The following is a 26,072-nucleotide window of genomic DNA, read 5'->3' as shown; positions in this document are numbered from 1 at the left end:
TTATCGTTTTTTTCTTTGAATGTTTTCTCGTTTCATTGACGTAAATGACCGTTTTAAAACTTTCCACATGTTCTCATCACTATACATCAAAGCCGTTGAACGATACATATTGGCTGAAAATTTCAACAATACTAATGTAGATACTATTAAAATTAATAACGATATGATAATGCCACGACTTTCCACTGTACCGCTAGCAATTCTAGCTGGCATTGTAAAAGATGAAAAGAACGGAATATAAGACGTCACTTTCATAATTAAATGTTGGGGATTACTCATACCAAACATTGTACTAATCATAAAACCGAAAATAGTTAAATAGGTCACAGGCGAAACTGATTTTCCCGCATCTTCTGCTTTTGAAACTAACGACCCACATAAAGCAGATAAAATCGTATAAATAACCACCCCTAAAAGAAGGTAAATCAAATTATACCCTAATAGTCCTCCTAATAATTCTTTCAATGAGACAGTTTTTAAAAAATCTTGAATGACAGACATATCTTTTGCCAGCATAAAGCCCCCCACACCTAAAACAAAATACACTAATACTTGAGTTAAGATGACTAAGAAAATACCCATGATTTTTCCATAAAAATGCTTAGCTGCCGATGTGCTAGATAGGATAATTTCCATCATCCGTGTGCCTTTTTCAGAAGCTACTTCTGTAGCCGTTACTTGGGCATACATCAGAATAATCATATACATTGCCAATCCAATAAAAACAGAGCCCGCTGACAAAGCTATTCGATTTAAACCCTTTTCTTCCATCTTACCTTTTTTAAATTCGACTGTTTTCGTTTGTAACTTGGCAGGTTCATTCAATCTTTTTAAATCACTCGATGCTAAATTGATACTCTTACTGATTTTAGCAAGTTGCATCGTAGTGAGAGCTTGTGTTATTTCTAATTCATCACTTGTTCCTAGTGACGTAGAACCAATATAATCCCCTGCTATTTTATCAGTTTTATCATCAAATTCAATCACTAAATAACCATCAATTTCTTTATCTTTCATAGCAACTTGCGCTGCTTTAATCGACTGGACCTCTTCTTTCACTTTAAAATGAGTTTCTTTTAAATAAGTTTGGCGTATTTCCGTATTATTTGAGATAACGGCAATATCAGAAGTATCATTAAACTTGGCGCTAACTAAACCAATCAATAAAGAAAATCCTATCATTAAAAAAGGAGCTAAAATCATAATCACAAAAGAGACACTTTTAACATTGCGTTTGTATGTTTCAAGTGCTACTACCCAAAATTTATTCAACGTGTTCACCTACTTTCAATTTAAAAATTTCTTCTAAAGTTGGCGGTAATTGGTTGAAAACTGGCATGTAACCAAAAGCAGCGGCTTTTTCAAAAATTTCTTTCCCGACTTCTGGTGTCGCTAACTCTGCCTCTATCATTCCATCAGGTCTTAACTTGGCATAATTAACACCTGAAATAGCGGCTATTTCAGAAAGTTCTAACTGAGATTCAATCAATAAGTTTGTTCGACCAAACTGCTGTCGAATATCGTGAACCTTACCATCTAATACTATTTCACCATTTCGTAACATAATCAAATGATCACAAATTTTTTCTACGTTATCCATGTTATGACTAGAAAAAATAACACATGATCCCTTATCTTTTAATTCAATAATACCATCCTTCAATAACTCTGCATTAACTGGATCTAACCCACTAAAAGGTTCATCTAAAATAATCAATTTAGGTTCATGTATTAGCGTAGCAATCAATTGTACTTTTTGCTGATTCCCCTTAGAAAGTGACTTTACTTTATCAGTCTTCTTCCCTTTCACTTTAAATTTCTCCATCCAAAAATCGATCTTGGGAATAATTTCTTTTTTACTTTTGCCACGTAGTTTCGCAAAATAAATCAACTGTTCTTCAATACTAATTTTAGGATACAAGCCACGCTCTTCAGGTAAATAACCAATAATATTGTAATCTTTTTCTGTAAGTGGCTGACCCTTCCATAAAATCTCCCCTTTATCAGGTGTCAAAAAATCCAAAATCAAACGAAAAGTAGTCGTCTTTCCTGCACCATTTTGCCCAATTAATCCTAAAATCTGTCCTTCTGGAATCGTAAACGAGACATTGTTAACAGCTGTCATGTCCCCAAATTTTTTGACTACTTGCTTTACTTCTAACATCTACATTCCTCCCTCTCTACCATATTTCACATGGTAAAACAGCTTGACTAGTTTCAAGCATACCATTTTAACAAAAAAAATAATACTAACCTTCTATATTTTCACCTAGATCAAAGTGTTTTCTTAAATTAACTGCGACATTTCTAGGTATTCCAAGTCCTTCTAACTCTTCTTGAGAAGCTGCCTTAATATTTTTTAATGATTTATAATGTTTTAATAATAACTTTTTCCTCTTTGGACCAAGTCCATCTACGCCATCTAACTGAGATGAAAAACTATTTTTACTACGAAGACTCCGGTGAAATGTAATCGCAAAACGATGTACTTCCTCTTGGATACGTTGTAATAGAAAAAATTCTGATGAATTTCTCTTCAGCGTTACTACTTCTAAAGGATTTCCAAATAACAACTCACTCGTTTTATGTTGATCATTTTTTACTAAACCTGCTATGGGAATACTAAGTCCCAATTGATTTTCTAAAACATCACGTGCTACTTCAACCTGCCCTTTACCACCATCAATGATAATTAAATCTGGTAAGTCAGACTCTTCTTTAAGCAGACGTGCATATCTGCGATAAATTACTTCTCTCATTGAACCATAATCATCTGGTCCCATTACTGTCTTAATTTTATATTTTCTATAATCGCTTTTACAAGGTTTACCATTTTCAAATACAACCATTGCAGAGACTGGATTAGTTCCCATTGTATTAGAATTATCAAACGCTTCAATTCTATCTAAGGGTATCCCCCCCAAAGCTTTACTCAATTTTTCAATCGCTCCAGTAGTACGTTCTTGTTGACGGCTAATAATATCAAATTTCTCTTTTAATGATACCTCAGCATTTTTATTGGCAAGTAATACTAGTTTTTTCTTATCACCGCGTTTAGGTTGCAATACTCTAGTTAATAACATAGCTTCTACGCTCTCTAAATCAACATTGTCTGGTATCAATACCTCTTTTGGTAATATATGTTGCTCTTTTAAATAAAATTGACCGATATAGGTTAAAAAATCTTCTTCTGGCTCGCCATAAAAAGGAAAACGAGAAATCTCTCTCTCAATTATCTTTCCTTGCCTGACAAAAAAAACTTGAACACACATCCATCCTTTATCGACTGCATAACCAAAAATATCTCTGTTTACAAAATCTGTAGTAGTCATTTTTTGCGGCATCATAATTGTTTCAATAGAACTTATCTGATCACGATATTCTGCAGCTTTTTCATACTCCATATCTTCAGCAGCGCTGGACATTTTTTTATTCAATTCTTGTCTAATTTTATCATAGCCACCATTTAAAAATAATTTAATTTCTGAAACCATCTCCTGATAAATCTTGGGATCTACATCAAATACCCCGGGACATAAACATTGGTCTAAATGATAATATAAACACGGTTTTTTTGCTGTCAAGCTACATTTTCGCAATGGATAAAGTTTATCTAATAATTTTTTTGTAGCATTTGCTGCTTTTACATCTGGATATGGGCCAAAATATAGAGCTTTATCTTTTTTTATTTTCCGTACAATTTGCAATTGAGGATAAGCCTCATTAGTTATTTTCAAAAATGGGTAGCTCTTATCATCTTTTAACATAATATTATATTTAGGGTTATTTTTTTGAATCAAATTTATTTCTAATAATAATGCTTCAATATTCGACTCTGTTACAATGTATTCAAAATCCACGATTTCACTTACTAATTTCTCTGTTTTAGTATCATGGCTTCCTGTGAAATAAGAACGAACTCTATTCTTTAAAATTTTAGCTTTTCCTACATAAATAATAACGCCATCTTTGTCTTTCATTAAATAACAGCCAGGTTGATCCGGTAGTAAGGCTAATTTATATTTAATTTGTTCATTAACAACCATCAAATCCCTCCAACTTTCACTTATGTATAGTTATATTTTACCTCGTATTTTTACATATTATGTTTATTATAACCCAATTATCTTCCTGCTTCATATTCTATGATTTATATTTTACTTTTACATTTAATATTAATAATAGTCATCGATTATTGCGTACTTACTTATTAGGAGGTATTATCTATGATCATTTTTTTTATCATGTTTATATTTGGTTGCTGCATGGGTTCCTTTATCTCTCTATCATTAGAGCGATATTACACTACTGATTCAATTTTAACTCCACGCTCCTACTGTTTATCATGTCACAAGATACTTCCTTTTTGGCAATTAATTCCATTGTTATCTTATCTATTACTTAAAGGTCGCTGTTTTTATTGTAAAAAAAAGTTTAATAGTTCTAATTTTTACATAGAACTACTCACTGGCACTCTATTTGTTCTACTTTCCTATATGATACTATCAAAACCTTCCAATCTCCCAATCATTTCATTACTTTTTTTTAGCTTTTGGTTAACTTTTTTTGATCTTTATTTCTTTATCGTTGAACCTACACTTCTTCTTATCAGTACTATTCTTTCATTAATATTTCAACTCTACTTTAATGGTTTTCATTCGATTCACTTAACAGATTTTTTTCTTCTTTTCATTTTCTTCTATTTATATTATCAATACTATCCTAATAACATTGGTCTAGGTGATATTAAACTATTATTAAGTTGGGCCCTTATATTATCAAATTATCTCTTGTTGATGACTATTTTATTAGCAGCCGCCTTAGCTATTATGACATTCTATTTATTACCTAATTTTAAACCTTGCCACGGCTTACCCTTTGTCCCTTTCTTATTTGTCTCACTACTTATAAATTATTCTCTCTTATAAAAGTACAAAAAAAGCTAACCCGTATGGGTTAGCTTCAAATTTTAATTTTAAAGTACACGTACTGCAAAATCTGGTGTGAAGTATTCTACTGATCCGTACGTTACACCTTGTCCTGGTGCTGGGGCATGGATATATCCGCCTCCACCAGTTGAAATTGCTACATGGTATGTACCACCATGACCACCCCAGAATAATAAATCTCCTGGCTGTGCTTGTGATACTGAAATTTGAGTTCCAGCACTTTCTTGAGGAACTGTAAACCCACCAATATCTCTACCTGTTACTTGTAAATAAACATAACGAGTTAAGCCTGAACAGTCAAAAGAATCTGGTCCTTTTGCTCCCCAAACATAAGGTTTCCCTAAATGTTTTTGAGCTTCTGCAATAATTGCAGCACCATTAGCTGACGGTGCTGGAGCTGGTTCTGGTGTTGGCTCTGGTTCCGGTGTTGGAGCTGGTTCCGGTGTTGGAGCTGGTTCCGGTGTTGGAGCTGGTTCCGGTGTTGGAGCTGGTTCCGGTGTTGGCTCTGGTTCCGGTGTTGGCTCTGGTTCCGGTGTTGGAGCTGGTTCCGGTTGAACTTCTGGTTCTGGTTGAACTTCTGGTTCTGGTTGAACTTCTGGTTCTGGTTGAACTTCTGGTTTAGCTGGTTCTAAATCAGTCATTGGAACTGTATCAACTTTTGGAACATCAAGCATCAATGCTTCCTCTTCAACTACTGGAGTTTCTTCAACTACTGGAGTTTCTTCAACTACTGGAGTTTCTTCAACTACTGGAGCTTCTTCAACTACTGGAGCTTCTTCAACTACTGGAGTTTCTTCAACTACTGGAGCTTCTTCAACTACTGGAGCTTCTTCAACTACTGGAGTTTCTTCAACTACTGGAGTTTCTTCAACTACTGGAGCTTCTTCAACTACTAGAGCTTCTTCAACTACTGGAGCTTCTTCAACTACTGGAGTTTCTTCAACTACTGGAGTTTCTTCAACTACTGGAGTTTCTTCAACTACTGGAGTTTCTTCAACTACTGGAGTTTCTTCAACTACTGGAGTTTCTTCAACTACTGGAGTTTCTTCAACTACTGGAGTTTCTTCAACTACTGGAGTTTCTTCAACTACTGGAGTTTCTTCAACTACTGGAGTTTCTTCAACTACTGGAGTTTCTTCAACTACTGGAGTTTCTTCAACTACTGGAGTTTCTTCAACTACTGGAGTTTCTTCAACTACTGGAGTTTCTTCAACTACTGGAGTTTCTTCAACTACTGGAGTTTCTTCAACTACTGGAGTTTCTTCAACTACTGGAGTTTCTTCAACTACTGGAGTTTCTTCAACTACTGGGACAACATTTTCAATTAATGTTGGGACATCTTCAACCGGTTGCATATTAGCATTTTCTAAACGTTGTGCTTCCGCTTCAGCTTTTAACTGTAAGAACTCATCACGTTGTGCTTCTTCAGTAGCACGTTCAGCAGCGATTTCATTAATTAAAGCAACTTGGTAATACTCTTGATCTAGTAACTGACCTTTAGTAGCTTCTAATTCAACAGCATTAGCATTTAGTTGCTCCATTTTCTCTTCTGCTGAGTCTTTTTTCTTCTCAATAGATTTTTTATCATTTTTTTGTTGTTTCATTAACTCATCATTAGCGCTTACTAATTTAGTAGCGGCTGCTACACGAGTAACAGCTGATGATACTGAATCTGATGTTAAAACGGCATCAACATAGCTAGTAGCTTTGCCTTCTACCTGTACTGAGCGAGCTTGTTTTTTAATTGAAGCATCTCTCTTAGCAATCTTTTTCTCAAGATTTTTAATATCTTTTTTCAGTTTTTTGATTTCTTTACGTAATGAACCTTGTTCTTTATGTAAGTCCTCTGCTTGACCTTTAATTGATTCAATATGAGCTCTTACAGCTGCTAAAGTTTCATTTGCTAAAGCCTCTTTGGCGTTTAATTCATTAATCTTCTCGTTTGACTTTTCAATTTTTTCATCAAACTCATCGGCAAGACCTACCGCTGGTGCTACAACTGTTCCTAAAACAATCGAGCTAATCATTAATGCAGACATGATGCGTTTCTTCACGTGTCATTCCTCCGAATTTTTCTTTTTTATAAGTATTTACTCTTAACCTTTTCTTAATCAACATCTGAATTGTAACACAGTTACATGTCAGTGATATAATATCTATGTTACAAAAACATTTCAAAAGCGCTCACCTAGGATAATTAGTTAGTCACCGTGATTATTTTTTTCAATGGATATACTAACAATAAGAACATAACAACATTAAACAATAGTGTTGGTCCTAAGTTTTTAGCAATAAACTCAAAAATGTTACCATTAATTAATTTAAATACGACAGGCAGCATATACGCACTAGTATCCATGATTGTAATAAATACAACTAAACTAATACTGATTGAAACAATCGACGGCTCTATATATTTAAACACCATATAAATCAGCAACACTGTCAACGGTAACGATACCATATTTATCCCGACTAAACTATAATAATACACATCAAATAGAATCCCTACACAAACAGATAGAATCATCATATACCGTTTAGAAAAATGTAAACTAGCTAAAATCAACCCTAATAATAAAAGATGACTATTAAAATAAATGGTATTATCAGTTAATAAACGCAAATTATTGCTAATCTGTCCATCTAGTAACATTACAACAACCAAAATAATCGGTAAAGTCATTTTTATAAGACTCTTTTTTTCAATATTATCCATCATAATTATTCATCACTCTCTATCGCACGTTGAACAACTGTTACAACAGAAATATCGTACATTGATGAAGCTGGTTTAACATAGACTTCTTTATTTAAACCAAACTTACTATCTTTAATCTTTTTAACCTCACCAACCAACAACCCACGCGGTGATGTTTTACCCAGACCTGACGTTGTTACTTTATCGCCAACTTTTACACCCTCTAAAGATTTGAATTGTCGAACAACAAACGCCTCTTCTTCTTCACTATATTCTTCCATCAATCCATAAGTTTCTGCTTCTCCTTCAGGTGATAACATAACTGGAAAATGGTTTGTATTTTTGTTCGTCGACGTCAATAACTCAACTTTGGCTGAGTGTGCATTGGCTGATAGTACACGACCTATCAATCCCTTATTACCTAACACTGGCATATCAACATCAATACCATTTTTGGTTCCTCTATTAATAATTAATATATCTTGCCATGTATCTGGTGATCGACTAATCACAGCTGCATTTACCTTATCATAACTTGAGATTGTTTCATTTAAACTTAACTGTTCTTTTAATTCCTTAACCTCTTGTTTATGTGTTTGATTTTCACTCTCAAGTTGCACATACTCATCTAAACGACGTTTCAAGCGCTCATTATCATCATATGTACTAAACAAATTACTAACCGAGTGAACACCATTGTTAATTGCTTTAAATGGAAATGCCACAACTTTATCAACTGTGGCCGTCACATCATTTGTTAATGACTGTACGAGTCCGACTTCTTTTGACTTATTTCGATTTGTTGAACTAACACTGACTAGAAACACAACAATAACCACAATAATGATTGCAATGATGATATTTTTACTCGAATTTATTTTTTTCACTAGCCCACCTCAAATTCCTTTCTAATTCATGCCATAAAAGACACACCTGCCAATTATTTTAACATTATTCGTTAGTTTTTTCTATAAATGATTGCTCAAACCTATCAATATATCGCTCCTAACAACTGTTTAACTTGCTATTTTAAAATAAAAACAACTAAAAAAGAGTACATCTGTCAGATAGATGCACTCTTTAAATTTTAGTTAACTTTTATTTGGCCTTATATGCTTGTATAATAATTTCCTTTAACTCGCTAATTAACGGCTCTTTCGGATTGGCTGTTGTACATTGATCCTCATAAGCTAGTTCAGCTAAACGATCCACTTTACTATCTAGGTGGTCTTTGGTAACACCTTGAGCTTTAAAACTCATCTCAATTCCAACACGCTTCCCTAAATCTGAAACAGCTTTAGCTAATGATTCGACTAATTCAGCAGTAGTATTACCAGATAAACCTAAAAACTTAGCAACATCTGCATAATCTTGATCCGCTCGGAAATAATCATACTTAGGAAACATAGCGTGTTTTGATGGATCCTTAGCATTATAACGAATAACATGTGGTAATAAAATAGCATTCGTACGTCCATGAGGAATATGGAACTCCCCTCCACATTTATGAGCAATTGAATGAGAAATACCCAGAAAAGCATTAGCAAATGCCATACCCGCTAAAGCAGAAGCATTATGCATTTTTTCACGATTTTCTTCATTAGGATGATCACATGACGCTTCTAAGTTCTCAAAAACTAATTTGATAGCTTGCAAACTTAACCCACGGGTATAATCAGAAGCCATTACTGATACATATGATTCTAAAGCATGCGTTAAAACATCCATCCCTGTGTCTGCAGTAACTGATTTAGGAACTGACATGACAAACTGCGGGTCAATAATAGCAACATCTGGCGTCAACGCATAATCTGCTAATGGATATTTAACACCGGTCTCACTATCAGTAATAACAGCAAACGGTGTGACTTCTGATCCTGTTCCCGATGTAGTTGGGATACAAACGAATTTTGCTTTTTCGGCTGTCGGTATTTTATAAGCACGTTTGCGAATATCTAGGAATTTTTGTTTTGCTCCAAAAAACTCAGTATCAGGGTGTTCAAAGAACATCCACATCCCTTTGGCAGCATCCATAGCTGACCCCCCGCCTAAAGCGATGACTGTATCAGGTTGGAAACTAACCATTCGTTTTGTTCCAGCGTAAACGGTGTTACTTGATGGATCAGGTTCTACATCTGAAAAGACTTCTATTTGTACCGTATTTTTACGTTTACGAAGTGTTTCAATCACACGATCTGCATAGCCAAACTTAACCATTCCTTCGTCACAAACCAAGAAGACACGTTCAACATCTGCCATTTCTTCTAAATAATTTAATGAATTTTTTTCAAAATAAATTTTTGGCGGTAACTTAAACCATTGCATATTATTTCTCCGTTTCGCTACAGTTTTTATATTAATTAAGTTAATTGATGAAACATTTTTAGAAACTGAGTTTTTACCATATGAGCCACAACCTAAGGTTAATGATGGTACCATCTCATTATAGATATCACCAATCCCACCTTCTGAAGCAGGCGTATTAACTAAGATGCGACATGCTTTCATCTTCAAGCCAAATTTAATTTGTAACTCTTCATTTTCAGAATGAATCACGGCTGTGTGTCCTAAACCAAACTCTTGCATTTTTTCACATAACTCAAAAGCATGTTTTTGGTCGTTAGCCTTAATCATTGCTAAAACTGGTGATAGTTTTTCTAGTGATAAAGGATACTCTAAACCTGCACCCGCTAATTCTGCTACTAAAATTTTAGTTCCTGTCGGAACTTTAATGCCTGCTAGTTTCGCAATAGCCTCAGCTGAGTTTCCAACAATTGCTGGATTAACTGCTGTTTTTGCTTCATTCATCACTGTATTTTCAAGTTTTTCTAATTCTGAAGATTTGACAATATAAACTTGGTGTGACTCTAATTCACGTTTAACTTCTTCATAAATTTCCTTATCTACAATAATTCCTTGCTCTGAGGCACAGATCATACCATTATCAAATGATTTAGAAACGATGATATCATTGACCGCACGTTTAATTTTTGCTGATTTTTCAATATATGCTGGAGTATTTCCTGGTCCTACACCTAGAGCTGGTTTCCCTGTTGAATAAGCTGATTTTACCATGCCAGAACCACCAGTTGCTAAAACAATTGCAACACCTGGATGATTCATCAACCCGCTTGTAGCATCTAACGAAGGCTGTTCAATCCATTGAATACAATTATCAGGAGCACCCGCTGCAACAGCTGCATCGCGGACAATTTTAGCAGCTTCAGCAGAGCATCTTTGAGCACTTGGGTGGAAAGCAAAGATAATTGGATTACGCGTTTTAATTGAAATCATTGCTTTAAAAATAGTCGTTGAGGTTGGATTAGTTGTCGGCGTCACCCCACATACAACACCAACTGGTGCGGCGATTTCAACAATACCTTTTGTTTCATCACGATTAATTACTCCCACGGTTTTATCATCTTTAATACTATTCCAAATTGATTCTGAAGCGTACATATTTTTAATAGCTTTATCTTCATAAATACCTCGACCAGTCTCTTCGACTGCCATTTTAGCTAATGGCATATGTGCATTCAATGCAGCCATCGCCATTTGATGAACAATATTATCTACTTGCTCCTGAGTAAATTCTTCCATCACCTCTAAAGCTTTGTTACCTTTACTCACTAATTCATCTATCATATTATTCACGTTAATCGTTTCTTTTTTGGCTACCATTATGAATCCCCCTTGAAAATTTTCTTTTGTTACTCTTTTCACAATTTATCATACTACACGTTTTATTATTTGTAAATAGTTTTTTGTGATTTTAATCACAAAACAAACAAAACAACTCTGTCAGCCTTTAAACAAGGTGTTTTGACCCTTTTTAAAATAGTCATACCCTCTCTTTTAAGGATGTTTTTTCTATTGTGATTAAGATCACTTTCTTTCTAATAACATGAAAATAGGTTTCATGAAAAATGAAAATAAAAAAAGCCTAAAGATTAATCTTTAGGCTTTTAAACATGTATCTTATATGATTATTTTTGTTCCTCAACAATTGCTTCCGTTGCGTCAACTTCTTCTACTGTCTCGACTTCTTTAACGATTTTATCTTCTTTTACTTCTACTGCTGGCTCTACTGTAGCAGTTTCTTCAGTTGGCGTAACTGTCGCAATAGCAACACGGTTAAACTCTAAGAAGATACCTTCGCAATCTAAGATCACAGTACTTTTTTCCGTATTAATTTCTGAGACAACACCATGTAAACCACCGATTGTCACAACTTTACTGCCAACATCCATACTATTTAATAATTCTTGACGTTGTTTTTGTTGTTTCTTTTGAGAACGGGTCATAAAAAACATCATACCCCCTAATAATATTAAGGGAAGTAACATTGTAGCATTCATTATATTGCACCTCTTTTTTCTATTTTATCTCTTCTACTCTAACAAATAATTAGCTAAACTACTAGTTTTTTACTACTTTTAACTAAAAGTTTTTGGCATTTTTTTCATTAAAGCCATATTCTTCGAAGAATGCTTCACGGAATTCTAATAAATTATCATCCATAATAGCTTGCCTTACCTGCTTCATCACGTTTAATAAAAAGTATAAATTGTGATATGACGTTAAGCGAATACCAAACGTTTCATTGCATTTGATTAAATGACGAATGTACGCACGTGTATAATTACGGCATGTATAACAATCACATTTTTCATCTAATGGTCTAAAGTCCTCAGCATATTTAGCATTTTTAACAACCAAACGACCTTGGCTTGTCATACATGTTCCATTACGTGCAATCCGTGTTGGCAAGACACAATCAAACATATCAACACCATTAATAACACCATCAATTAGCGAGTCTGCTGTTCCTACTCCCATTAAGTAACGTGGTTTATCCGCTGGAATAATCGGATTTAGGTACTCTAAGACCTGATTCATTTCATCTTTAGTTTCTCCTACAGATAGACCTCCAATAGAATAACCTGGGAAGTCCATACTGATTAAATCACGGGCACTTTGCTCGCGCAAATCTTTAAAACCAGCACCTTGAATAATACCAAATAGACCTTGACGATCTTTATTAGCATGAGCCTCTAAGCCGCGTTCCGCCCAACGACTCGTTCTCTCTATCGAACGCTTAACATAATCATGACTTTCATAAAATGGCGCACATTCATCAAAGCTCATCATTATATCTGGCCCTAATTTATTTTGAATTTGAATTGCTTTTTCTGGGGATAAAAACATTTTAGACCCATTAAGATGATTTTTAAAACTGACACCTTCTTCAGTAATATTACGCATTTCTGATAAAGACCAGACTTGGAAACCACCTGAATCTGTTAAAATACCTTGATCCCAATTCATAAACTTATGTAAACCACCGGCTTTTTCAACTAAGTCTTCTCCCGGTCTTAACCATAGATGGTATGTATTGCTTAAGATAATTCCTGCACCCATCTCTTTTAGCTCTTCTGGAGCAAGAGTTTTAACTGTCGCTAATGTTCCAACTGGCATAAACATCGGTGTCGGGAAGGTCCCATGCGGGGTGATAATTTCACCTAAACGTGCACCTGTATGTTTTTCTGTTTTTATTAATCGATAACGAATGGCTGGTTCTGTCATTACGTTGCCCTACTTTCTTTACTATTTGTTTATTTGAGCAAGTTTCCCTTTAATCTACTCAATCAAAGTTCACTTACTAGACTTTTTTAGTATAACATTGACATGAGTATTAGACTACCGTTTCAAATTAATAACGCTTTCTATTTTTCAAAAAAAAGCAATCTTATAAAGTCGATTACTTTTTAATCCTATTATCTAACAAACATAGCATCTCCAAAACTAAAGAAACGATAACGATTTGATACAGCGTGATGGTAAGCTTTCATTGTTAAATCACGTGTGGCAAAAGCACTAACCAGCATCACCAACGTTGACTTCGGCAAGTGAAAATTAGTCGAAAAGGCGTCAACTAATTTAAACTCATAGCCTGGAGTAATAAAAATATCTGTCCAGCCACTATCAGCCTGAATTTCACCATTAAATTTTGTCCCAATGGTTTCAAGTGTTCTAATTGAAGTCGTCCCGACTGCTATAATTCGGCCACCATTAGCTTTAATTTCCCGCAAGGCACTAGCTGATTCTTCAGTTAATTTATAAAATTCACTGTGCATCGCATGATCTTCAATCGACTCCACATTTACAGGTCGAAAAGTCCCCAGTCCAACATGTAAAGTTAAATAAACTAATTTTACACCTTTTTCTTCTATCCGTTCTAGCAATGCTTTAGTGAAATGTAACCCAGCTGTGGGTGCTGCTGCAGAACCATTCTCCTCAGCATAAACTGTTTGATAACGGTCTGGGTCTTCTAAACGTTCTTTTATATACGGAGGTAAGGGCATTTCACCTAAAGATTCTAAAATTTCTAGAAATACACCTTCATATTTAAACTCAATAATACGGCCACCATGTTCTAATTCCTCTAAAACTTCTGCTCGTAAGCGACCATCACCAAATGAGATAATTGTTCCTACCTTTGCTCTTTTAGCAGGCTTGATCAAGGTTTCCCATTTGTTACCTTCTGTGTTTGTTAATAATAAAACTTCTAAATGACCACCTGTTTCAGGTTTTTCACCATATAAACGAGCCGGCAATACACGAGTATTATTCATTACAAGAGCGTCACCTTCATTTAATTCATCTACAATGTCATAGAAATGCTTGTCTTCAATACTACCTGTTTTTTTATCCAATATTAATAATCTTGATGCTTCACGATTTGCTAAAGGCGTTTGGGCTATTAACTCTTCTGGTAATTCAAAATCAAAATCTGCTGTTGTTAATGTCATCTAACATTCACTCTTTCTACTTAAACTTTTATTCTCTTGTGTTAGTTTATCACTTTTCCAATCTTAATGCGACCACCCTTTAAGTCTCATTCACATAAAGATAATAACTTGATTACTTTGCTTGAAAGCACCGTAACCAAGTTATATTAATCAGTTTCTATATAAGGATAACCTAAGTGATCATACGCAAGTCTTGTTGCCAATCTACCACGCGGCGTCCTCTTAATAAATCCTTTTTGAATCAAATAAGGCTCATACATATCTTCAACTGTTTCTGTTTCTTCACTGATATTAACTGCTAGCGTACTTAAGCCGACAGGGCCCCCTTGATATAATTCAATCATTGTTTTTAAAATCTTTTGATCCACATAATCCAATCCTTCGTGATCCACTTGTAGCATTAATAATGCTCTATCAGCTAGTTCACGATTGACAATTCCGTTACTTTGAACTTGAGCGAAATCCCGTACTCTTTTTAATAAGCGATTAGCAATCCGAGGGGTGCCACGTGAACGGCGGGCAATTTCATAGGCACCGTCTTCCATCATTTCTGTCTTAAAAATAGTTGCTGACCGTAAGACAATTTCCTTCAAATCATCAGTATCGTAATATTCCATATGCGAAATAATACCGAACCGATCACGTAAAGGGGCAGATAACATCCCTGCCCTAGTAGTAGCCCCTACCAAAGTGAACGGCGGAAGCGCAAAGTGAACAGGATGAGCAGTTGGGCCTTGACCTACCATGATGTCGACATAAAAATCCTCCATAGCCGAATATAACATCTCCTCAGCTACTCTAGGCAAACGATGTATTTCATCAATAAATAATACATCCCCAGGCTCCAATTCATTCAGTAAGGCCACTAAATCACCAGGACGTTCGATTGCCGGTCCACTCGTCGTCTTAACTTGAACACCCATCTCATTAGCTATTACTATAGCCATCGTTGTTTTTCCTAAGCCCGGTGGTCCATATAATAGGACATGATCCAAAGATTCAGAACGGTATTTGGCAGCTTTTATATAAATTTCTAACTCTTGCTTAACTTTTGCCTGACCAATATATTGTGATAAGTATTGTGGTCGTAAAGATGATTCACTAAATTCTTCTTCAGCTGTAGCTTCTTGCGAGACAATCCTTTCATCTGACTCTGACACTTAGCTCGTCCTCCCTATTTTTTCATTAATAATTTTAATCCTTGGCGTAAATAGTCATCGGTTGATTGTCCCTGAGTTTTAGCTAATTCTTTAGAAATACGTTTCAATTCTCGTTCGCTATAGCCTAAAGCAGAGAGCGCTTCTAAAGATTCCTCTAAGTATTTCCCTTCACTACTCTCCATCTCTTCAATAGAGAACAGTACATCCTGACCTGATAAACCAGTGACTACAATATCAGATAATTTTCCTTTCAAATCTAAAATCATTTGTTGCGCTGTTTTTTTCCCAACCCCTGGGAACTTTGTTAGAAAAGCTGAATCAGCTGATTCAATTGCTGAAACTAAACCCGAGTGATCTTCGCTAGCCATAATTGCTAAAGCACTCTTAGGGCCAATCCCTGAAACACTTATCAACTTAATGAACAGTTGCTTTTCTTCCAAATTAGTAAAGCCATACAAGGTCAAAGAGTCTTCTCTGACGACTTGATAAAGATAGATGATTACTTCTTTCTGTTCCTTTAAATTGTATAAAAACGGATTCGCTACTGCAACTTGATAGCCAATGTTATTTGTTTCTACTACAATATAATAAGGACTGACAAAAGTAACAATCCCTTTAATATATTCATACATAATTGTATCCTCCATTTAAATAAGTACATACGTTCCCTTAATTGTAACATAATTATCGATACCGGCATATATCCCTAAATCAAAAATAATGTTCTCATGATACCAACCATATAAAAAAAGAGAGTCCGACCAGAGACCCTCCTTGAAGTTAAAATTCTTTTAACATTTGATTAACTTGACCAATTGGAAAACCTACGATTGCATAGTAATCTCCCACAACCTCTTTTACAAAAACGGAAGCCGGACCTTGGATACCATAGGCTCCCGCCTTATCGAAAGGTTCTCCTGTTTGAACATATTGTTCAATTTCTTGAAGACTAAGTTCGAAAAAAGAGACCGTTGCTGTGAAGACCTTTGTTAACACCTTATTCCCTTGGCGTAGACAAACGCTAGTGTGTACCTGATGGTGTCTGTCACTTAATTTGGATATCATGACAACAGCTTCTTGATCATCTTTCGGTTTCCCCATGATTTCATCCCCTAAAGCGACAATTGTATCGCTTCCTATCACAATATGATCAGGATATTGTTCAGAGATAACTTTTGCCTTTTCTTCAGCCATAGTCGTCGCATAATTTTTTGGCTCTATTCCTTTAGGAATTGTTTCATCAATATCTGCAGGTATTGTTTTAAATTCTCGGGTAATATATCCCAAAAGTTCCTTACGACGTGGCGATTGCGATGCTAAAATAATTTCCACTACTATTCCGCCTTTTCAATAAATTAGTCTCTCATCATTAATGAGAGTCTTGAATACGTTTAAACATTTTTTCCATATCCTTATTATCAAAATGAATTAAAACTGGACGACCATGTGGACAATTAAAAGGATTGTCACATTTGGCTAAGTCTAATAATAACTGACGTGCTTGCATAGTATCTAAGTGATGATTAGCCTTGATTGATTGCTTACAGCTCATCATAATGGCCGTATCTTCACGAAATTTTGCAACACTCAATTTACCAGAATCGATAACTGTCTCAATCATTTCTTTGATAATACTATCTTCCTGACCTGCTGGATACCAGGTAGGATGCGAGCGACAGATAAAACTTGTCTGCCCAAATGGTTCTAAATTAATTCCTAACTGACTTAATAACTCACTCTGTTCTTGAATTTTCAACCAATCTGTTTTAGGATAATCTAGAACCAAAGGGACTAGCATTTCTTGTAAATCTGAACTGACCTCGCCTATTTTTTTACGAAAATATTCATATTTAATTCTTTCTTGAGCAGCATGCTGGTCAATGATGTATAATCCCTCAGAACTTTGAGCAAACAGATAGGTGCCATGCATCTGGCCAAAATATTCCAACTCTGGAAAACGTTGCCTCTGCCCGACCTCACTGTCTTCTTCAACAAGTGATGAGTCTGAATATTCTAAGCCAAAAGGATAGTTAAATAACGTATCATCGACATGGTCTAAATCAACTAAACGGACTTGATCAAGTCCTTCATCCGGCCTACCTGACAAGTGAGGTGACGTTATTTCCGTTTCGGTGATTGGTTCTCCTGCTGGATCTTGGGCTATAAGCGAGTCAAAACTTTGCGACGATTGAAGAGAAACTCGAGGCTCTTCGACGACCGGCTCAATATGCTTCAACCGATGATTTTTTTCAACCATAGAATCTGAATAACGGTCTTCAGACTCTATGGAAGGAATATAAAATTTCCCTTCAGTCGCATCATAGGCAAGTGAACTTCCTTTAATAGTTGTTGGGGCATTCTTTGTCTTGGTTTCTTTCAAAGAAACCATCTCATCTGATAGTTTATCTTCTGCATCTATTGTCCCAAGTGGTATCTTAATTTGCTCTAACTTGGTCTCTTTTGGTAATTTCTTTTTAAATGTTTGTTCCAAATCAGCTCTTGGGATTAATTGTTTTTCGCTTAAAACACTTTGGATTGTGTGAGAAATCAGATCCATTAATTCATTCTCTTTACTAAGACGTACTTCTTGTTTAGTAGGATGGACATTTACATCTACTAATAATGGATCCATATCAATTTGGATAACCGCTAAAGGAAAACGGCCAATCATTAATTTAGAACCGTAACCTTCAACAATTGCTTTATTCAGTAAATGATTTTTGATATAGCGACCATTAATAATAATCGATAAATAATTACGACTCGCTCTTGTCAGCTCTGGTAGTGAAATATAACCACTCACCTTAAAATCTAAGTCTTCACCTGATATTTCTAACATTTTTTTTGCAGTACTCATCCCATAAATACCAGCTATCGTTTGGCGGATATCACCGTTGCCTGTAGTAGCTAACATTTTATTGCCGTCATGAACTAATCTAAAGGCAATATATGGATGACTCATTGCTAATCGATTTACAATATCACCTACATTAGCTAACTCAGTTTGGAGCGTTTTAACATATTTTAAGCGGGCTGGCGTATTAAAAAATAAATTTTCAACCTTCAATTTTGTCCCTTTTCGCAAAGCATTTGGTTTTGTTTCAATTATTTGACCACCTGATAACTTGACAAAACTACCTTCATTCTCGCCTGTTGATGTCTCTAATGTAATTTCTGAAACCGAGGCAATACTTGGTAATGCTTCCCCTCGAAACCCTAACGTTTTAATCCTAAACAAATCATCTCTCGTTATGATTTTACTTGTGGCATGACGTTTAAAGGCATTTAAAACATCATCTGGTTCAATCCCATCCCCATTGTCGATTACTTGGATTTTTCGTAACCCAGCTTCTTCCAAATAAATATCAATTTGAGTACTATTCGCATCTATCGCATTTTCAACCAACTCTTTAACAACTGAAGCAGGGCGCTCGACCACTTCGCCTGCTGCAATTTGATTGGCTAAAATGTCTGATAATTCAACGATTTTACTCATTTACTTACACCTCCCCCGCGACTATTCACTTTACTGTTTTTTGTAAATCATACAAGAAATTAAGAGCTGCTATTGGCGTCATTTCAAGTAAATTGATAGTCTCAATTTTTGTTAAGACCGCTTCTTGTTCAGCAGTAAGCCCTCCAAACAACGATAGTTGATCACTTTCTTCATACTCTTGTCTAGTTGTTTTACTTTCTACTACGACTGGTTCTTCAAAAGGCTCACTTATTGAGAGAGTTTCTTTCTCTACAACCGGTGGTATTTCTCTGATTGGTGTATCCCCAGCTTCTAGAGAGGCTAAAATAGTTGTCGCATGCTTTAATAAATCCTCTGGTAAGCCTGCTAACTTCGCAACATGAATCCCATAACTTTTGTCAGCTGGTCCCTCAAGCATTTTATGTAGAAAGACCACCTCACCATCTTTTTCTACCGCACCTACATGACTATTCATAAGCCCAGTCAGCTGTCCTTCTAAGGCTGTTAATTCATGGTAGTGCGTTGAAAATAACGTTTTGGCTCGGACATTGGTATGAATATAATGAATAATTGCTTCAGCCAAGGCCATCCCATCATAAGTGGCCGTACCACGTCCTAATTCGTCAAACAGAATCAGGCTATTTGGAGTTGCATGTCGCAGTGCTTCGTTGGCCTCCATCATCTCAACCATAAAAGTACTTTGTCCTGAAATCAAGTCATCTGAAGCCCCAATTCGTGTAAAAATTTGATCAAAAATAGGCATTTCAGCTGATTCAGCTGGAACAAAACACCCCATTTGAGCCATAATAACCGTTAAAGCTAGTTGACGCATATAGGTACTCTTACCAGACATATTAGGACCCGTAATAAGTTGAATCGTTGTCTCTGGTGCCATTATCACGCTGTTTGGAATATATTCTTGATGTCCCATCACTTTTTCAACCACTGGATGACGCCCCTCGACTAATGCTAAATTGTGACTAGCACTCGTCAAAGTAGGACGAACATACTGGTATTTTTCACTAATTGTGGCAAAACTTTGCAATACGTCAATAGCCGCTAATGATTTAGCGAGGTTTTGAATACGTCCTATTTCCGATTTGATACTTTCACGAACATTGATAAATAATTGATATTCTAAATCCTTTGATTTTTCTTCAGCTTCTAAAATTAAAGTTTCTGTTTCTTTCAGTTCTGGTGTAATAAACCTCTCCGCATTTGCTAAAGTTTGTTTACGATCAAAACGCTCTTCCGGCACATTTGCAAGCTGGCTCTTGGTCACCTCAATATAATAGCCAAACACTCGATTGAAACCAATTTTCAAATTTTTAATACCAGTATTTTCACGCTCTTTAGCTTCTAATTCAGCAATCCACTGCTTTCCATGTGTCATTGCCTCACGATACTGATCTAGCTGAGCATTGTAACCGTCTGCGATAACACCACCATCTGTTATAGCTAATGGAGGCTCTGACATAATCGCTTTTTTAATTAGATCAACCGCATCTGTCACTGGATCGAGACGCTCTAATAAAGACGTCCATTCACCTTTATCCAGACCTACTAAAAGATCTTTAATACGCGGAACTTGTTTTAATGATGTTTGTAATTGAATTAAATCACGCCCATTAACACTACCAAAAGCGATCCGACCAGCTAAACGTTCTAAATCATACACACTAGCTAGCGTTTCTTGTAAGTCTGATCGTTCAAAGAAGGCCTCTAGTAAACTTTGAACCATTTCTTGTCGTTGTTTAATTTTTTTCTCTTGAATTAACGGACGGTCTAACCATTGTTTTAATAATCTTCCACCCATAGCCGTTTTCGTTTCATCCAATAACCAAAGCAACGTCCCCTGCTTTTTCCCAGTCCGAATAGACTGAGAAAGTTCTAAGTTAAACTTAGAGTAATGGTCCATTTTCAAATAATGTGTTGGCTCATACACTTGCGCTTTTTGAAGGTGACCTAAACTTCTTTTTTGTGTGTTACTCAGATATGCTAATAATTTACTGATAACTTCTTTTGCCAACGGTTGTGTTAAGTCACTTGTTAGGTAACTTAGCTCGGATGTTTGAAGTGTCTCAAATTGTTCTGAAAAAACCGTATTTAAACGTTGACTTAATTTTTCCGCCAGACTATCCGGAATACTACTGCCTAAAACGACTTCTTTCGTTTGTAAACTTGACGCCTCATTTAAAACACTTTCTTTTCCTTTTAAGGTACTGACCTTTAACTCACCAGTACTTAAATCAACATAGGCAAAACCATACTGATCACTACTCATATCTGCCACGATAGCTGTTAAGTAATTATTTGATTTTGCTTCTAAACTCTTAGTTTCCATCATTGTTCCAGGTGTGATTAACTGGACAACTTCTCTTTTAACCATACCTTTAGTTGTTTTAGGATCTTCAACTTGCTCACATAGAGCCACCTTAAACCCTTTTTCTATTAAAGTTTCGATGTAGCCTTTAGCTGCATGATGAGGGATCCCACACATTGGGATTGGCTCATCAGCATTGCGGTTACGACTGGTTAAAGTTAGTTCTAACAGCTGTGATGCTTTTATAGCATCCTCATAAAACATTTCATAAAAATCACCTAAACGATAAAATAAAAAGGCGTCTTCATAATCTTCTTTAATTTTAAAATATTGTTCCATCATCGGTGTATGTTTTGTTTTTTGTGGCACTACTTTGTCACATCCTTTGATTCATTTATATCTAGCGTGTGTTCTTTAAGATAGTGGTATAACTGAGTCCCTAGTTGTTCATTAAACTGAAACTCTAAACGTTTTGTTAAATGTTGTAACACATCGTTAGCTTCTCTTAACTTTTCACGATAACGAATAACTAAGGCGTGTTGATCAAATTCTTTTGTGAGATAATCAGCCTTCTTTATTGCTTCTTTTTCCGCAACTGGCTTACCGTAGTGAGCAAACTGAACAGCATCCTTTTGTCGTGCTTTAATCTCCTCTACTAAAGAAACAAGCCCTTGATGTCCCTCTACTTTCAATTCAATGGCCTTATACTCTTTAAAAACTTGACTATTATTTAATAATTGAATGACCTCAGCTAAGGCTTCCTTAACCTCATCATCTAATTCAAATGGTTCTGATTCTAACATAACAAGACACCTACTACTTTCTAGTCTCTAAATGGTGTATCTTCATTAATTTGACCGATGTCAATTTTTTTAGCTTTACCTGTTTGATCATCTAACTCAATCACACAATAAGATAGATTACTACGGCCATTTTCTACCACTTCGAAACGATGTGGTAGTGCTGTTCTAAACTTACCTAACACGGCATCACGCTTCATCCCTAAGATTCCATCAAACGGTCCTGTCATGCCAACATCGGTCAAATAGGCCGTCCCTTCTGGTAAGACACGAGCATCATTAGTCTGGACATGTGTGTGTGTGCCGACAACAGCAGAAACTCGACCATCTAAAAACCATCCCATCGCTTGTTTTTCACTAGTTGTCTCTGCATGGAAGTCTACAAAAATAAACGGAGTTCTTTTACGTGCCTCAGTCACCATCTCATCAATTTTTTTAAAAGGATCGTCTAAATCGACCATAAATGTTCGACCTTGTAAATTGATAACAGCTAATTCCAATTGATTAACCTTAACATAGACTATTCCTTTGCCTGGTGTTGTCTCAACTGGAAAGTTAGCTGGTCGAATCATTTTTTTGGCATCTTCAATAAACTCAAAAATATCTCGATTATCCCATGTATGATTTCCTAGAGTCACAACATCTACACCATCTTGTAAAAATTTTTTATAAATCTTTTCAGTAATCCCACGACCTGATGCCGCATTTTCACCATTTAAAATGGTCACTTGTGGACGGAATTTTTTCTTTAATTTAGGTAAGTACATACTTACTGTATCTCTTCCTAACGAACCTACTACATCTCCTACAAACAATATACGCATTAATGCTTCCTCTTCTCTTTAATATCATTCTCTATTTTAACAATTTTTAAGAGCAAAGGAAAGAAAACAAATTATCTACTTCACCTTGTCTCAGAACACAAAAAGAGACTAACCAAAGTTAGCCTCTTGATACTATTTATTTAGCATAATCCACCGCACGTGTTTCACGTACAACTGTAACTTTTATGTGGCCTGGATAATCTAACTCATCTTCAATTCGCTTACGAATCTTACGAACTAACAAAGCTGATTCATCATCTGAAATTTCATCAGGCTTAACCATAATACGTACTTCACGTCCCGCTTGAATAGCAAAACTTGATTCCACACCTGGGAAATCATTTGAAATACCTTCTAAACGTTCCAAACGCTTAATATAGTTCTCTAATGACTCACTTCTAGCTCCTGGTCTGGCTGCTGACAACGCATCGGCTGCAGCTACTAACACTGAAATAACAGAGGTTGCTTCCGTATCACCATGGTGAGATGCGATAGCATTAATCACAACAGGATGCTCTTTATATTTCTTAGCTAGTTCCGTTCCAATCTCGACGTGAGAACCTTCGACCTCACGATCAAGAGCTTTCCCAATATCATGTAAGAAACCTGCTCGCTTAGCTAATTCAACATCCTCACCTAATTCAGCGGCTAAAACAGCTGTTAACTTAGCTACTTCAATTGAGTGATTTAAAACATTTTGTCCATAACTTGTTCGGAATCTTAAACGTCCCATAATTTTGATTAAATCTGGGTGTAAGGTATGAGCACCTACTTCAAATGCAGCATTCTCACCATACTCACGAATTGTCTCATCCATTTCTTTACGTGCTTTTTCAACCATCTCTTCAATTCGAGCCGGATGAATACGACCATCTTGAATTAATTTTTCCAAAGCAATCCGAGCCGTCTCACGTCTGATTGGATCAAAACCTGATAGCACGACAGCTTCTGGTGTATCATCAATAATTAAGTCAATCCCAGTCAACGTCTCTAGCGTACGAATATTACGTCCTTCACGCCCGATAATTCGACCTTTCATCTCATCATTTGGCAATGTTACAACCGAAACGGTTGCTTCCGATACTTGGTCACCAGCACAGCGTTGCATAGCAAGTGATAAAATATTTTTAGCTTTTCGATCTGCTTCTTCTTTGACTTTTCGTTCACTTTCTTTTACCATAACAGCAACTTCATGAGTTAGCTCTTCTTCTGTTGTTGTCATAATAATGTCCTTAGCTTCATTTCTCGATAAGGCAGCAACTTTTTCTAATTCTTGTTGTTGAGCTTCAATTAATACTGTTACTTCTTTTTCTCGTTCACCAATCAACTGTTGCTTAGAATCTAGTTTCTCTTCCTTCTCTTCTAGTGAGTGTTCGCGTTTAACAAGAGTTTCATCTTTACGATCAAGATTTGACTCTCTTTGTAGTAAACGATTCTCTTGAACTTTTACTTCGTCTCTGCGCTCTTTCAACTCACTTTCAATTTCTAGTCGATACTTTTGATTCTCTTCTTTGGACTCTAATAACGTTTCTTTTTTCAAAGTTTCAGCTTCTCTTTTAGCTTCTGCTAAAATACCTTCTGCTGAATTTTTAGCACCTTTAATCGCATTTTCATGTCGATTGTTAGCGATAACAAACCCTACACCGAGACCTACAATTAATCCGATGACACCGAGGAGTATATTTGTGACCATTTGGTACACCTCCGCATAATCTTTTATATGTGTAGTTTTTAGTTGATAAAAAAACATCTACTACTTATCAATATGCCCTACTTGCATATATGTATAAAATAATTTAATATACAAACTTTATTCTAATATTAGTCGCATGGTGTGTCAACTTTAAATTACCCTTGTTTTGCCTATCCGTCCAATAATCTCTTATTAATTTACTATATCTTATCAGTTAATAAAAACGCATCCAATAAAAAAAAGACCTTGTAAGGTCTTTTTTTTATTCTTCAGCTTTTTTTTCAGCTTTTTTTTCAGCTTCTTTACTTGTTTCTTCAATATATTCCTCAGAACCAATACCGTAAGCTTGTCTTACTCGTTTTTCAATTTCTTCATACATCTCTGGATGATCTAACATATATTTCTTCGCATTTTCACGACCTTGACCGATTCTCTCCTCTTTATAAGAGTACCATGACCCACTCTTATCCACGATGTCTTGTTCAGATGCCATATCTAGTAATTCACCAGCTTTAGAAATACCTTCTCCGTACATTAAATCAACTTCAGCAATTCTAAATGGCGGTGCTACTTTATTTTTCACAACTTTAATTTTAGTTCTGTTACCGATAATATCCGTACCATTTTTTAACTGCTCTGCACGGCGTACTTCTAAACGAACCGTTGCATAAAATTTAAGTGCACGTCCACCTGGGGTAATTTCGGGATTACCAAACATAACGCCAACTTTTTCACGGATTTGGTTAATAAACAATGCTATAGTCTTTGTTTTATTGATTGAGCCAGATAGTTTACGTAAGGCTTGAGACATTAGTCGTGCTTGCAAACCAACATGGGAATCTCCCATCTCACCATCAATCTCAGCACGGGGCACTAAGGCAGCTACTGAATCGACTACTACGATATCAATGGCACCACTTGAAACTAAAGCATCAGCAATTTCTAAGCCTTGCTCTCCTGTATCTGGTTGTGATAATAATAACTCATCAATATTAACCCCTAAATTTTGGGCATATTTTGGGTCTAAAGCATGCTCTGCATCAATAAAAGCCGCTGTTCCACCCTGTTTTTGAACTTCAGCTATCGCGTGTAGCGCAACCGTTGTTTTACCTGAACTTTCAGGACCATAGACTTCAACAATACGCCCACGTGGATAACCACCTACGCCTAAAGCCACATCCAATGCCAAAGAACCACTAGGAATTGTTGATATTTGGGTATCAACTTTTTCACCCAATTTCATAATTGAACCTTTCCCAAAGTTCTTTTCTATTTTTTTTAACGCAGCATCTAATGCTACTTTACGATCATCTGCCATTACGATAACCCTCCTTG

General features: G+C 35.9%; 20 protein-coding genes. 1 reads left to right on the top strand and 19 read right to left on the bottom strand.

The features are described from left to right. The 3 genes from OL234_RS00600 to uvrC form a co-directional block, all read right to left on the bottom strand. Window positions 1–1,272 (bottom strand): ABC transporter permease, encoded by a 1,272-nt coding sequence (locus tag OL234_RS00600; protein ID WP_275469244.1) that lies wholly within the window; start codon window positions 1,270–1,272, stop codon window positions 1–3. Further along, on the bottom strand, window positions 1,265–2,164 hold the full coding sequence (locus OL234_RS00595) for an ABC transporter ATP-binding protein (protein WP_275469243.1): 900 nt from the start codon (window positions 2,162–2,164) through the stop codon (window positions 1,265–1,267). Before OL234_RS00595 ends, OL234_RS00600 begins: the two co-directional genes overlap by 8 nt. An 85-nt stretch (window positions 2,165–2,249) precedes the next feature. Then, on the bottom strand, window positions 2,250–4,046 hold the full coding sequence (gene uvrC, locus OL234_RS00590; protein ID WP_275469242.1) for an excinuclease ABC subunit UvrC: 1,797 nt from the start codon (window positions 4,044–4,046) through the stop codon (window positions 2,250–2,252). A gap of 180 nt (window positions 4,047–4,226) precedes the next feature. Here uvrC and OL234_RS10995 point away from each other — a divergent pair, with 180 nt between their 5' ends. After that, on the top strand, window positions 4,227–4,928 hold the full coding sequence (locus OL234_RS10995) for a prepilin peptidase (RefSeq protein ID WP_367618537.1): 702 nt from the start codon (window positions 4,227–4,229) through the stop codon (window positions 4,926–4,928). A 47-nt stretch (window positions 4,929–4,975) separates the two neighbouring features. On the opposite strand, the gene OL234_RS00585 is transcribed toward OL234_RS10995, so the two are convergent. From OL234_RS00585 to recA, 16 genes are all read right to left on the bottom strand, one after another. Then, on the bottom strand, window positions 4,976–7,003 hold the full coding sequence (locus OL234_RS00585) for a C40 family peptidase (RefSeq protein ID WP_275469241.1): 2,028 nt from the start codon (window positions 7,001–7,003) through the stop codon (window positions 4,976–4,978). Window positions 7,004–7,146: 143 nt separating this feature from the next. Beyond that, window positions 7,147–7,671 carry a rod shape-determining protein MreD gene (gene mreD / locus OL234_RS00580; RefSeq protein WP_275469240.1) on the bottom strand — a complete coding sequence of 175 codons (525 nt, stop codon included), beginning with the start codon at window positions 7,669–7,671 and terminating at the stop codon, window positions 7,147–7,149. Between the two features lie 2 nt (window positions 7,672–7,673). Next, window positions 7,674–8,537, bottom strand: coding sequence for a rod shape-determining protein MreC (gene mreC, locus OL234_RS00575; RefSeq protein ID WP_275469239.1), 864 nt, complete (start codon window positions 8,535–8,537; stop codon window positions 7,674–7,676). Window positions 8,538–8,748: 211 nt separating this feature from the next. Continuing rightward, complete coding sequence (adhE, locus tag OL234_RS00570) at window positions 8,749–11,331, bottom strand: bifunctional acetaldehyde-CoA/alcohol dehydrogenase (protein WP_275469238.1); 2,583 nt, start codon at window positions 11,329–11,331, stop codon at window positions 8,749–8,751. Window positions 11,332–11,636: 305 nt separating this feature from the next. Then, window positions 11,637–12,008, bottom strand: coding sequence for a preprotein translocase subunit YajC (gene yajC / locus OL234_RS00565; RefSeq protein WP_275469237.1), 372 nt, complete (start codon window positions 12,006–12,008; stop codon window positions 11,637–11,639). A gap of 82 nt (window positions 12,009–12,090) precedes the next feature. Continuing rightward, window positions 12,091–13,236 (bottom strand): tRNA guanosine(34) transglycosylase Tgt, encoded by a 1,146-nt coding sequence (tgt, locus tag OL234_RS00560; RefSeq protein WP_275469236.1) that lies wholly within the window; start codon window positions 13,234–13,236, stop codon window positions 12,091–12,093. A 191-nt stretch (window positions 13,237–13,427) separates the two neighbouring features. Beyond that, window positions 13,428–14,462, bottom strand: a complete 1,035-nt coding sequence (gene queA / locus OL234_RS00555) for a tRNA preQ1(34) S-adenosylmethionine ribosyltransferase-isomerase QueA (protein ID WP_275469235.1) — start codon at window positions 14,460–14,462, stop codon at window positions 13,428–13,430. Window positions 14,463–14,608: 146 nt separating this feature from the next. Further along, complete coding sequence (gene ruvB / locus OL234_RS00550) at window positions 14,609–15,622, bottom strand: Holliday junction branch migration DNA helicase RuvB (protein WP_437184428.1); 1,014 nt, start codon at window positions 15,620–15,622, stop codon at window positions 14,609–14,611. Between the two features lie 14 nt (window positions 15,623–15,636). Beyond that, a complete protein-coding gene (gene ruvA / locus OL234_RS00545; protein WP_275469234.1) occupies window positions 15,637–16,254 on the bottom strand; it encodes a Holliday junction branch migration protein RuvA in 618 nt (205 codons plus the stop codon). A gap of 148 nt (window positions 16,255–16,402) precedes the next feature. Further along, window positions 16,403–16,954: a Maf family protein gene (locus OL234_RS00540; RefSeq protein WP_275469233.1), complete on the bottom strand. Its 552-nt coding sequence runs from the start codon at window positions 16,952–16,954 to the stop codon at window positions 16,403–16,405. Window positions 16,955–16,991: 37 nt separating this feature from the next. Further along, window positions 16,992–19,118: a DNA mismatch repair endonuclease MutL gene (gene mutL, locus OL234_RS00535; RefSeq protein ID WP_275469232.1), complete on the bottom strand. Its 2,127-nt coding sequence runs from the start codon at window positions 19,116–19,118 to the stop codon at window positions 16,992–16,994. Between the two features lie 25 nt (window positions 19,119–19,143). Continuing rightward, window positions 19,144–21,789 carry a DNA mismatch repair protein MutS gene (gene mutS, locus OL234_RS00530; RefSeq protein WP_275469231.1) on the bottom strand — a complete coding sequence of 882 codons (2,646 nt, stop codon included), beginning with the start codon at window positions 21,787–21,789 and terminating at the stop codon, window positions 19,144–19,146. After that, window positions 21,789–22,223 carry a YlbF family regulator gene (locus tag OL234_RS00525; protein ID WP_275469230.1) on the bottom strand — a complete coding sequence of 145 codons (435 nt, stop codon included), beginning with the start codon at window positions 22,221–22,223 and terminating at the stop codon, window positions 21,789–21,791. The genes mutS and OL234_RS00525 overlap by 1 nt, the downstream gene beginning before the upstream one ends. Window positions 22,224–22,243: 20 nt before the next feature. Beyond that, window positions 22,244–23,044, bottom strand: a complete 801-nt coding sequence (locus OL234_RS00520) for a TIGR00282 family metallophosphoesterase (RefSeq protein WP_275469229.1) — start codon at window positions 23,042–23,044, stop codon at window positions 22,244–22,246. Between the two features lie 136 nt (window positions 23,045–23,180). Further along, on the bottom strand, window positions 23,181–24,737 hold the full coding sequence (gene rny, locus OL234_RS00515) for a ribonuclease Y (RefSeq protein WP_275469228.1): 1,557 nt from the start codon (window positions 24,735–24,737) through the stop codon (window positions 23,181–23,183). A 262-nt stretch (window positions 24,738–24,999) separates the two neighbouring features. Next, window positions 25,000–26,055, bottom strand: a complete 1,056-nt coding sequence (recA, locus tag OL234_RS00510) for a recombinase RecA (protein WP_275469227.1) — start codon at window positions 26,053–26,055, stop codon at window positions 25,000–25,002. Between the last annotated feature and the right edge of the window lie 17 nt (window positions 26,056–26,072).

It is taken from the genome of Vagococcus intermedius (assembly GCF_029144185.1).
Taxonomy (GTDB): Bacteria; Bacillota; Bacilli; order Lactobacillales; family Vagococcaceae; genus Vagococcus_D; species Vagococcus_D intermedius.
The sequence above is the reverse complement of the archived record's forward strand: the minus strand, read 5'-3'. Positions and strand labels throughout refer to the sequence as shown.

Coding starts and splice junctions, on each gene's coding strand:
- OL234_RS00595 (WP_275469243.1), bottom strand. CDS start 2,164: ATGTTAGAAGTAAAGCAAGTAGTCAAAAAATTTGGGGACATGACAGCT.
- OL234_RS00525 (WP_275469230.1), bottom strand. CDS start 22,223: ATGTTAGAATCAGAACCATTTGAATTAGATGATGAGGTTAAGGAAGCC.
- tgt (WP_275469236.1), bottom strand. CDS start 13,236: ATGACAGAACCAGCCATTCGTTATCGATTAATAAAAACAGAAAAACAT.
- OL234_RS00520 (WP_275469229.1), bottom strand. CDS start 23,044: ATGCGTATATTGTTTGTAGGAGATGTAGTAGGTTCGTTAGGAAGAGAT.
- yajC (WP_275469237.1), bottom strand. CDS start 12,008: ATGAATGCTACAATGTTACTTCCCTTAATATTATTAGGGGGTATGATG.
- ruvA (WP_275469234.1), bottom strand. CDS start 16,254: ATGTATGAATATATTAAAGGGATTGTTACTTTTGTCAGTCCTTATTAT.
- queA (WP_275469235.1), bottom strand. CDS start 14,462: ATGACATTAACAACAGCAGATTTTGATTTTGAATTACCAGAAGAGTTA.
- uvrC (WP_275469242.1), bottom strand. CDS start 4,046: ATGGTTGTTAATGAACAAATTAAATATAAATTAGCCTTACTACCGGAT.
- recA (WP_275469227.1), bottom strand. CDS start 26,055: ATGGCAGATGATCGTAAAGTAGCATTAGATGCTGCGTTAAAAAAAATA.
- mutL (WP_275469232.1), bottom strand. CDS start 19,118: ATGAGTAAAATCGTTGAATTATCAGACATTTTAGCCAATCAAATTGCA.
- rny (WP_275469228.1), bottom strand. CDS start 24,737: ATGGTCACAAATATACTCCTCGGTGTCATCGGATTAATTGTAGGTCTC.
- adhE (WP_275469238.1), bottom strand. CDS start 11,331: ATGGTAGCCAAAAAAGAAACGATTAACGTGAATAATATGATAGATGAA.
- mreD (WP_275469240.1), bottom strand. CDS start 7,671: ATGATGGATAATATTGAAAAAAAGAGTCTTATAAAAATGACTTTACCG.
- OL234_RS10995 (WP_367618537.1), top strand. CDS start 4,227: ATGATCATTTTTTTTATCATGTTTATATTTGGTTGCTGCATGGGTTCC.